Source organism: Pseudoalteromonas sp. 19-MNA-CIBAN-0066, from assembly GCF_040308705.1.
GTDB classification, from domain to species: domain Bacteria; phylum Pseudomonadota; class Gammaproteobacteria; order Enterobacterales; family Alteromonadaceae; genus Pseudoalteromonas; species Pseudoalteromonas nigrifaciens.
The window spans coordinates 116,431-123,434 of record NZ_JBEONZ010000009.1 but is presented as its reverse complement, the minus strand read 5'-3'; the positions used below and the strand labels follow the sequence as shown (position 1 = coordinate 123,434).

Annotated in this window: 6 protein-coding genes and 1 pseudogene; 1 reads left to right on the top strand and 6 read right to left on the bottom strand. The window is 40.7% G+C overall.

Annotation, left to right across the window (positions count from 1 at the left end; all coding sequences use genetic code 11):
* Window positions 1–174 (top strand): annotated as a pseudogene (locus AAEZ18_RS08010) (transposase); the annotation flags it as partial.
* A gap of 349 nt (window positions 175–523) precedes the next feature.
* On the opposite strand, the gene AAEZ18_RS08005 reads toward AAEZ18_RS08010, so the two are convergent.
* From AAEZ18_RS08005 to pspF, 6 genes are read right to left on the bottom strand one after another with little or no spacing between them, the layout of a single operon-like run.
* A complete protein-coding gene (locus AAEZ18_RS08005) occupies window positions 524–1,285 on the bottom strand; it encodes an ATP-binding cassette domain-containing protein (protein ID WP_011328713.1) in 762 nt (253 codons plus the stop codon).
* Window positions 1,285–2,277: a peptide ABC transporter ATP-binding protein gene (locus AAEZ18_RS08000; RefSeq protein WP_011328712.1), complete on the bottom strand. Its 993-nt coding sequence runs from the start codon at window positions 2,275–2,277 to the stop codon at window positions 1,285–1,287. Before AAEZ18_RS08000 ends, AAEZ18_RS08005 begins: the two co-directional genes overlap by 1 nt.
* Window positions 2,278–3,171 (bottom strand): ABC transporter permease subunit, encoded by an 894-nt coding sequence (locus tag AAEZ18_RS07995; protein WP_011328711.1) that lies wholly within the window; start codon window positions 3,169–3,171, stop codon window positions 2,278–2,280. It abuts the gene before it with no gap.
* Window positions 3,158–4,192, bottom strand: a complete 1,035-nt coding sequence (locus AAEZ18_RS07990; protein ID WP_350594322.1) for an ABC transporter permease — start codon at window positions 4,190–4,192, stop codon at window positions 3,158–3,160. The genes AAEZ18_RS07995 and AAEZ18_RS07990 overlap by 14 nt, the downstream gene beginning before the upstream one ends.
* Window positions 4,192–5,799, bottom strand: coding sequence for an ABC transporter substrate-binding protein (locus tag AAEZ18_RS07985; protein ID WP_011328709.1), 1,608 nt, complete (start codon window positions 5,797–5,799; stop codon window positions 4,192–4,194). Before AAEZ18_RS07985 ends, AAEZ18_RS07990 begins: the two co-directional genes overlap by 1 nt.
* 48 nt (window positions 5,800–5,847) lie before the next feature.
* Window positions 5,848–6,933 carry a phage shock protein operon transcriptional activator gene (pspF, locus tag AAEZ18_RS07980; protein ID WP_086997934.1) on the bottom strand — a complete coding sequence of 362 codons (1,086 nt, stop codon included), beginning with the start codon at window positions 6,931–6,933 and terminating at the stop codon, window positions 5,848–5,850.
* Window positions 6,934–7,004 lie beyond the last annotated feature (71 nt).

Sequence of the window (7,004 nt, the reverse complement as noted above, 5' to 3'; positions counted from 1 at the left end):
CCCCTGTTACAAAGAGTAAACATTACCCCCGAAAACTGGCTAAAACTCACCACACAATTTAGTCGCGTATTTCATGGCGCAGTAGGTCGCCCAGCGTCACACGAAGGATACTGCGAACACCTAAACAGAAAGCGGCGCGCCAACGTTAGTAACTGCGAAAAGCTACTGGCTTAAACCTTTACTTCAAAACTCCTCGTTATTCCCCCTCACTGTGAAAGCACAGTATTTCGCATGCCTAAAATGAATAAAAACAGCGTTATTTGAATATTATTTGAATAAGCAGAGGGATTTTAAAAATTAAGGATGCTTTTAAGCCTAGCAATGTTTGTTTAGATAAACACCAAAGGAATTAATTATTAGAGTGGGTGTCATTTTAATTTTTTTATTAGAGTGGGTGTCATTTTAATTTTTTTAATTTTTTAACATTTTAGTTTTTCAGACGTTCAGGTTTAATTATGTTCTAAATCAAACCTAAACGCGTACACTTTTACGTATTGAAGTTAGTTTTTCTTGGATTGTCTCATCAACAACTCAATAATTTTTGCGTTATTTTCGATTGGGGATTTTGGAATATTGCTTCGGTGGGGCCGTATTCAACAATTTCGCCTCGTTCTAGTACTACCAGTTGGTCGCTAATATGGCGGACTAAACTAAGGTGATGGGTTATTAATATATAGGTTAATCCGGTTTCTAGTTGTAGCTTTAGTAATAAATTAACTATTTGTGCGCGTACAGAGGGGTCTAGAGATGAAAGTGCTTCATCGAGTACAACAACCTTAGGATCTAATATAAGTGCGCGAGCAAGCGCTACACGCTGTAATTGCCCTATGCTGAACATGTGCGGATAATATTGTTGATGATCTACTAATAACCCCACTTTTAACATAGTGCTGTCTATTTTTTCGGCGCGTTGTTGTTTGTCAAAATCGGTATTAAATTGCAGGCAATCATCGAGCATGTCGGCAATAGTCAGTGCCGGGTTTAGCGAGGTTGCTGAGTCTTGAAAAATCATTCTGATATGGCGACATTGTGGATCGCGAATGCCGTTATTTTCGATTATGTTGTTTTCGAGTAAAATTTGCCCGCTATCAGCGCTATCGGCTCCGGCAAGTAATTTTGCTAGGGTACTTTTTCCGGCACCCGTTTCACCAATTATGGCTATGGTTTCGCCTTTGCCAACACTAAACGAAATATTTTTAAGTACTGCAAATTTTTTACGGCTAAATAATCCAGCCCGTAAATTAAAGCTTTTTGATAATGCTTGTACTTTTAGTAAGGGTTGCACTATTTCATCTCCTTGATCAGCGGAAAATGACACGCATAACTATGCCCTTGGTGTTTAGTTAGCTTTGGCGCAATAACACATTCTCTTTGTGCTTGCGGGCAACGCGGCCCTAACCGACAACCAATTGGTAAATGTTGCAGCGTAGGAATGGTGCCTTTAAGCGCGTAAAAAGGCTCTTTATGCGCCAAACCATGTTCGTAATCGGGTAGGCTTTTTAGTAGTGCTTGCGTATAAGGGTGGCGTGGCTGGCTAAAAATACGATGCGTTGGGCCTGCTTCAACCATTTGTCCACAATATAAAACATGAATAGTATGCGACCAGTTAACAATTTCTTCTAGCTCATGAGAAATCATTAAAATAGACATGTTTTTTAACTGATTTAAGCTTTTTAACAATCTAAATACTTGTGCACGGGTGGTGCTTTCAAGTGCGGTGGTGGGCTCATCTGCAATTAATAATTTTGGCGTACGCGCAATTGCCATAGCAATCATCACTTTTTGGCACACCCCTTCTGAAAGCTCGTGGGGGTAGCTGCTAAGTATTTCTTCGTGGTTTTTAATACCGACTTTATGAATAAGTGCTTTTACTCTGTCTTTGCGCTCGCGATTACGCTTTAAGAAAAACCCTTTACTTGCTACCTCAGGTAAGGTTTCGGCTATTTGATCAAATATTTTAGCGGTAGGGTCAAGGCAGCGACTTGGATCTTGATAAATCATGGCTATGTCTTGGCTCACTACTTTACGGCGTTGTTCTGGGGTTAAACGCATTAAGTCTACCCCGCGCCAATGCACTCTATCAGCTGTTATTACCCAGCGTTCATTAAGCACTCCTACAATTGCTTTGGCGATTAAGCTTTTACCAGAACCAGATTCACCCACTAAAGCATGTACTTCGCCTTCTTTTAAACTAAAGCTCACTCTGTCTACGGCTCTAATAACGGTTTCAGAGGTGTGTAATTCAATGGTTAAGTTTCGAACATCAAGTAATTGCATTTAATCAGCCTTACGCGCTTGTAAAACTTGGCGAAGTCCATCGCCTACTAAGTTTGTTGACAGTACCGCTAAAAACAACAGTACGCCTGGTAGGGCTACAGTCCAGGGGGCTAAATATATAAGCCCGAGGTTTTCGGCTAAAATTGCACCCCATTCGGTTGTAGGTGGTTGCGCGCCTAATTTTAAAAAACCTAAAGCGGCTATATCTAAAATAGCAGTAGAGAGCGCCATGGTAAAAATAACCACTATATATTCATATATATTAGGGTAAATCCCTCGCGACAATATATGCCAATTAGAGGCGCCATCGAGCCGATAAGCGGTGATGTAATCTTTACTCAGCTCATCTACAATTAAGTTGCGAATAGAGTGAATAAATTGCGGCAGCAGTGCCAAAATAATTGCCCATACGGTATTCATTAAACCTGGGCCTAATATCGCTATAATAATAATTGCCAGCAACAACGACGGAATAGAAAGCGTTATATCCAGTAAGTGATTTAAAAAGCTGGAGCGAAGCCCACGACTAATACCAGCAAAAGTGCCTACGAGTAAGCCAATGACAGTGGTTAAAAACGCTGCAATAATTGATAAGCCAAATGTATACGTTGCGCCGTTCATTAATCTAGAAAGCACATCGCGGCCTAAATCGTCGGTGCCTAAAAGAAAACGTACGTCACCCATTTCGCGCCACGAGGGCGGAATAAGTAAGGCATCACTATGTTGCTGATTAACCCCATAAGGGGCTAAAAAAGGCGCACTGGCAGCCAGTAAAGCAAAAGCAATAAACACCCATAAACCAACAAGTGCAGGGTGGTTGGTTTTAAATTTTCGCCACAGCCGTGCTAGGGGCGATTTATTCGACTCTTCAGAAAATAAGTTAAACTTTGCCATGAGCTTGGTTCCGTGAGAGTGGGTCGAATAGAGTATAAATTAGCTCTGCGATTATGGTGGCAAAAATAATAAATAAAGAAACCGCCATTAAGCCACCTTGTATAGCGGGGTAATCACGCTGATAAATACTATCAATTAACCAGCGGCCAATCCCAGGCCACGAAAAAATAATTTCAGTGATCATTGCCAGCGTAATAAGCGTGCTAAATTGTAAACCAATTTGCTTAATTACCGGTAACAATGCATTACGCAGCGCATGGTGCATTATAAGTTGCCTGCGATTAAGGCCTTTTGCGCGCGCTGTTTTAATAAAGTTTTGATCCATTACTTTAAGCATAGATTCGCGAGTAAAGCGTATTAATACCGTAGTGGGGTACATAGCCAGTACTATGGTAGGCAAGGTAAGGTGGTGTAAGGCGTCAATAAAAGCCATGCCCTGGTACGGAAAGCTTGCCAAGCTAATATCAATTAAAATAAAACCTGTAGTGGGTGGTATTTCATAGAGTAAGCTCATTCTTCCTGACATTGGAAACCAACCCAGTTGCAATGAAAATAGCATAATGAGTAATAATGCTAACCAAAAAATAGGCATGGAATAACCTACCATAGTGGTAGAGGAAATAAGCTTATCGGGCCATTGTTTATAATAAGCAGAGGCTAATATGCCTGTAGGAACACCAATAACAACCGAAACAAACAGCGCGTATATACTAAGCTCGAGTGTGGCAGGAATTAAGTCGAGTATTTGCGAAAACACGCTATCTCCAGAGGCAAACGACAGTCCCCAATCACCTTGCAATATGCGCCCTAAAAAAGCGATATATTGCATAAAATAATTACTATTATATAAATACTTATCTTCTAACTGGGTGTGTTGCGCAAAGTTATTACTGGGAATACCGCTTAAATTACTTAATGCATCGCCAGGAAATAAAAAGCTCAGTAAAAAAGTAAAAACGCTAAGCATTAATACCATAAAAACAAATAAACCAATGCGGCGTAAAATATAATCTAAGCGCATTATTTTTTCCTCGCATTAGCAAGCGAAATAGCACCAAATGGGCCGAGCGTTATGCCCTCTACATCAGCACTGCTTGCCTGAAAACGCATGCCGTGGGCTATTGGTATTAAAGGTAGCTCATTAATAATCATGCTTTGTGCAGCGTCATAATATTGTTTACGCAGTGCTATATCGGTTGTACTAAGCGCTTGGTTAAGTAAAGAGTCAAATTGTGGGTTACACCAATTTGCGGCATTTTTACCACTAAAGGTGGCCGTGCAACTTAGCAAAGGGCTAAAAAAGTTATCAGGGTCGGGCGTATCGGCAGCCCAGCCAAGCAGTACGCTGTCGTGTCGGTGCTCGCCAACACGCTGAATAAAGGTATTCCATTCGTATTCTATAATACTCACTTTAACCCCTATTTTACGTAAATCACTTTGCATTAGCTCGGCCATTTTACGGGCATTAGGATTATAAATACGACTGACTGGCATGGCCCAAATGTTCATGTTAAAGCCATTAGGTAAGCCAGCTTCAATAAGTAATTTTTTGGCTAAAGCAGGGTCAAAATTTGGAATGTTAGCTTGTGGTTCAAACGCCCACGAGGTGGGTGGTAAAATTGATTGAGCGCGAATACCATTGCCGTAATACACAGCCTGCATTATTTTATCTACGTCAATTGCATGAGCGAGTGCTTGTCGTACTCGTATATCGTCAAAAGGGGGGCGCTCAGTATTAAATGCCCAGTAGCCAATATTTAAGTTAGTTTCTTTTTCTACATTAATGTCGTCGCGCTGGGCTAAAATACTCAATTGCGCGCTACTTGGATGAGCAGTGACATCACATTCTTTGGTGAGCATTTTAGCTATACGCGTGGTGCCGTTAGGGGTAATGTCGTAAACCAATTGATCCAGTACCACGTCGTGTTTCCAATAAACTGGGTTTTTATAAAAGCGCACTAAATGGTCGCGCCTATACTCTTTATAAATATACGGGCCTGTGCCTACTGGGTAGTGATCAAACAAATTGGTTTGTTCGCTGGCTTTTAGTTGCATGGCATATTCTTGTGACAATACAACCGCAAAATCGGTGGCCATATTGGCTAAAAAGCTACTTTCGGCATTAAACAACTCAAACCGTACTTGATAGTCAGACACACGTACAATTTTACGAATAAGCTGATCAATTCCTACACTCTGAAAGTAAGGATAATTAGCATCGCCAACAAAGTGATACGGATTATAAACATCAAATAAGCGGCTAAAAGTAAAAATAACATCGTCAGCGTTAAAGTCACGGCTAGGCGTAAAATAAGCTGTGGTATGAAATTTTACGTCTTTACGTAAGGTAAAAGTAATCGATTTACCGTCTTTACTCGTTTTCCAATCGGTGGCTAATTCACTTTGAAATTCAGCTGTAACAGGGTCAATACTAATTAGGCGGTCGTATAATTGATTGGCAATAATATCTATAGTTGAGCCTGTTGTAGTTACCTGCGGATTAAACGACACAGGGTTTGCTTCAGCGCAATAAACTAAGCCTTGGTTTTTTTCTTTTAAGATTTCTTCTTTACTATCTATACACCCTATAAGGCTGGTTGATAGCAAAGCAAGTAATAATTTATGCACCTGCGTAACCTCTAACTATTATTGAACTATAACTAAGTAAACTGAAACTCACCCCTTGGTGTCGCTTGGGTATAGCAAGTTATATTTTTTCAGATAGCCACGTAATTGATGATACGTCAAACCCAGTACTTCTGCAGTTTTCTTTTGATTAAATTGGCTATGCTCTAAAGCTTTGTTAATCATTAAAATTTCAAAGTCGTTAGAGAGTTTTTTTAAGCTACATGGAAACTCAGTATTAATAGGCGCTGCACTTGGTAGTGCTTGAGCAACCGGCGCTGCGGCAACCGCTGGCTCAGGAGTATTAATGTTATTATTAACAAAAGCAGTAGGCTTTACTCGTGGTTTTGGCCTAAAACGGCTTTCAAATGGGTCTAAAATAATCTGATGAACGGGGATCTGTTCACTCCCATGGCGATACAAACTGCGCTCAACCACATTTTTTAGCTCTCGAATATTACCAGGCCAATCATAACTAAGCAGTGTTTCTGTGGCACTACGGGTAAAACCGCTAAACAATTGCCACTCTAAATCGCGCGCCATATTCATTGCAAACTGCTCTGCAAGCAGCATTATATCGCCTTGGCGTTCACGCAGTGGGGGAAGGGTTATTACATCAAAAGCCAGGCGGTCGAGCAAATCGCTTCTAAACTCACCTTGCTGTGCTAAATAAGGTAAATCTTCGTTAGTAGCGCACACTAAACGCGTATCTACTTTTATTGTTTGTTTACCCCCTACACGCTCAAATTCACCGTACTCTATTACGCGTAGCAGTTTTTCTTGTACCATTTCGGAGGTGTTTGCTAGCTCATCTAAAAATAAAGTACCGCTGTTTGCACGTTCAAAGCGGCCTTCGTGGCGTTTACTAGCGCCAGTAAAAGCACCACTTTCATGGCCAAATAATTCACTTTCGAGCAGGTTTTCGTTAAGCGCCGCACAGTTGAGCTTTACATAGTTTTGATCCCAACGTTTAGATAAAAAGTGTAAACGCGCTGCAATTAACTCTTTACCTGTGCCACGCTCACCAATAATAAGCACTGGTTTATCTAGGTTAGCTAACTGCGATACCTGATCAAGTACCGATAAAAAGCTATCAGATTGGCCGAGTAAGTTATCTTGTTGGCGATATTGGCTCATATTTCCTAACTCTTAGTCATTTTTACTAACAGTTAGTGTATTTCATAATGGGGGATAACTAAAGTAATTTG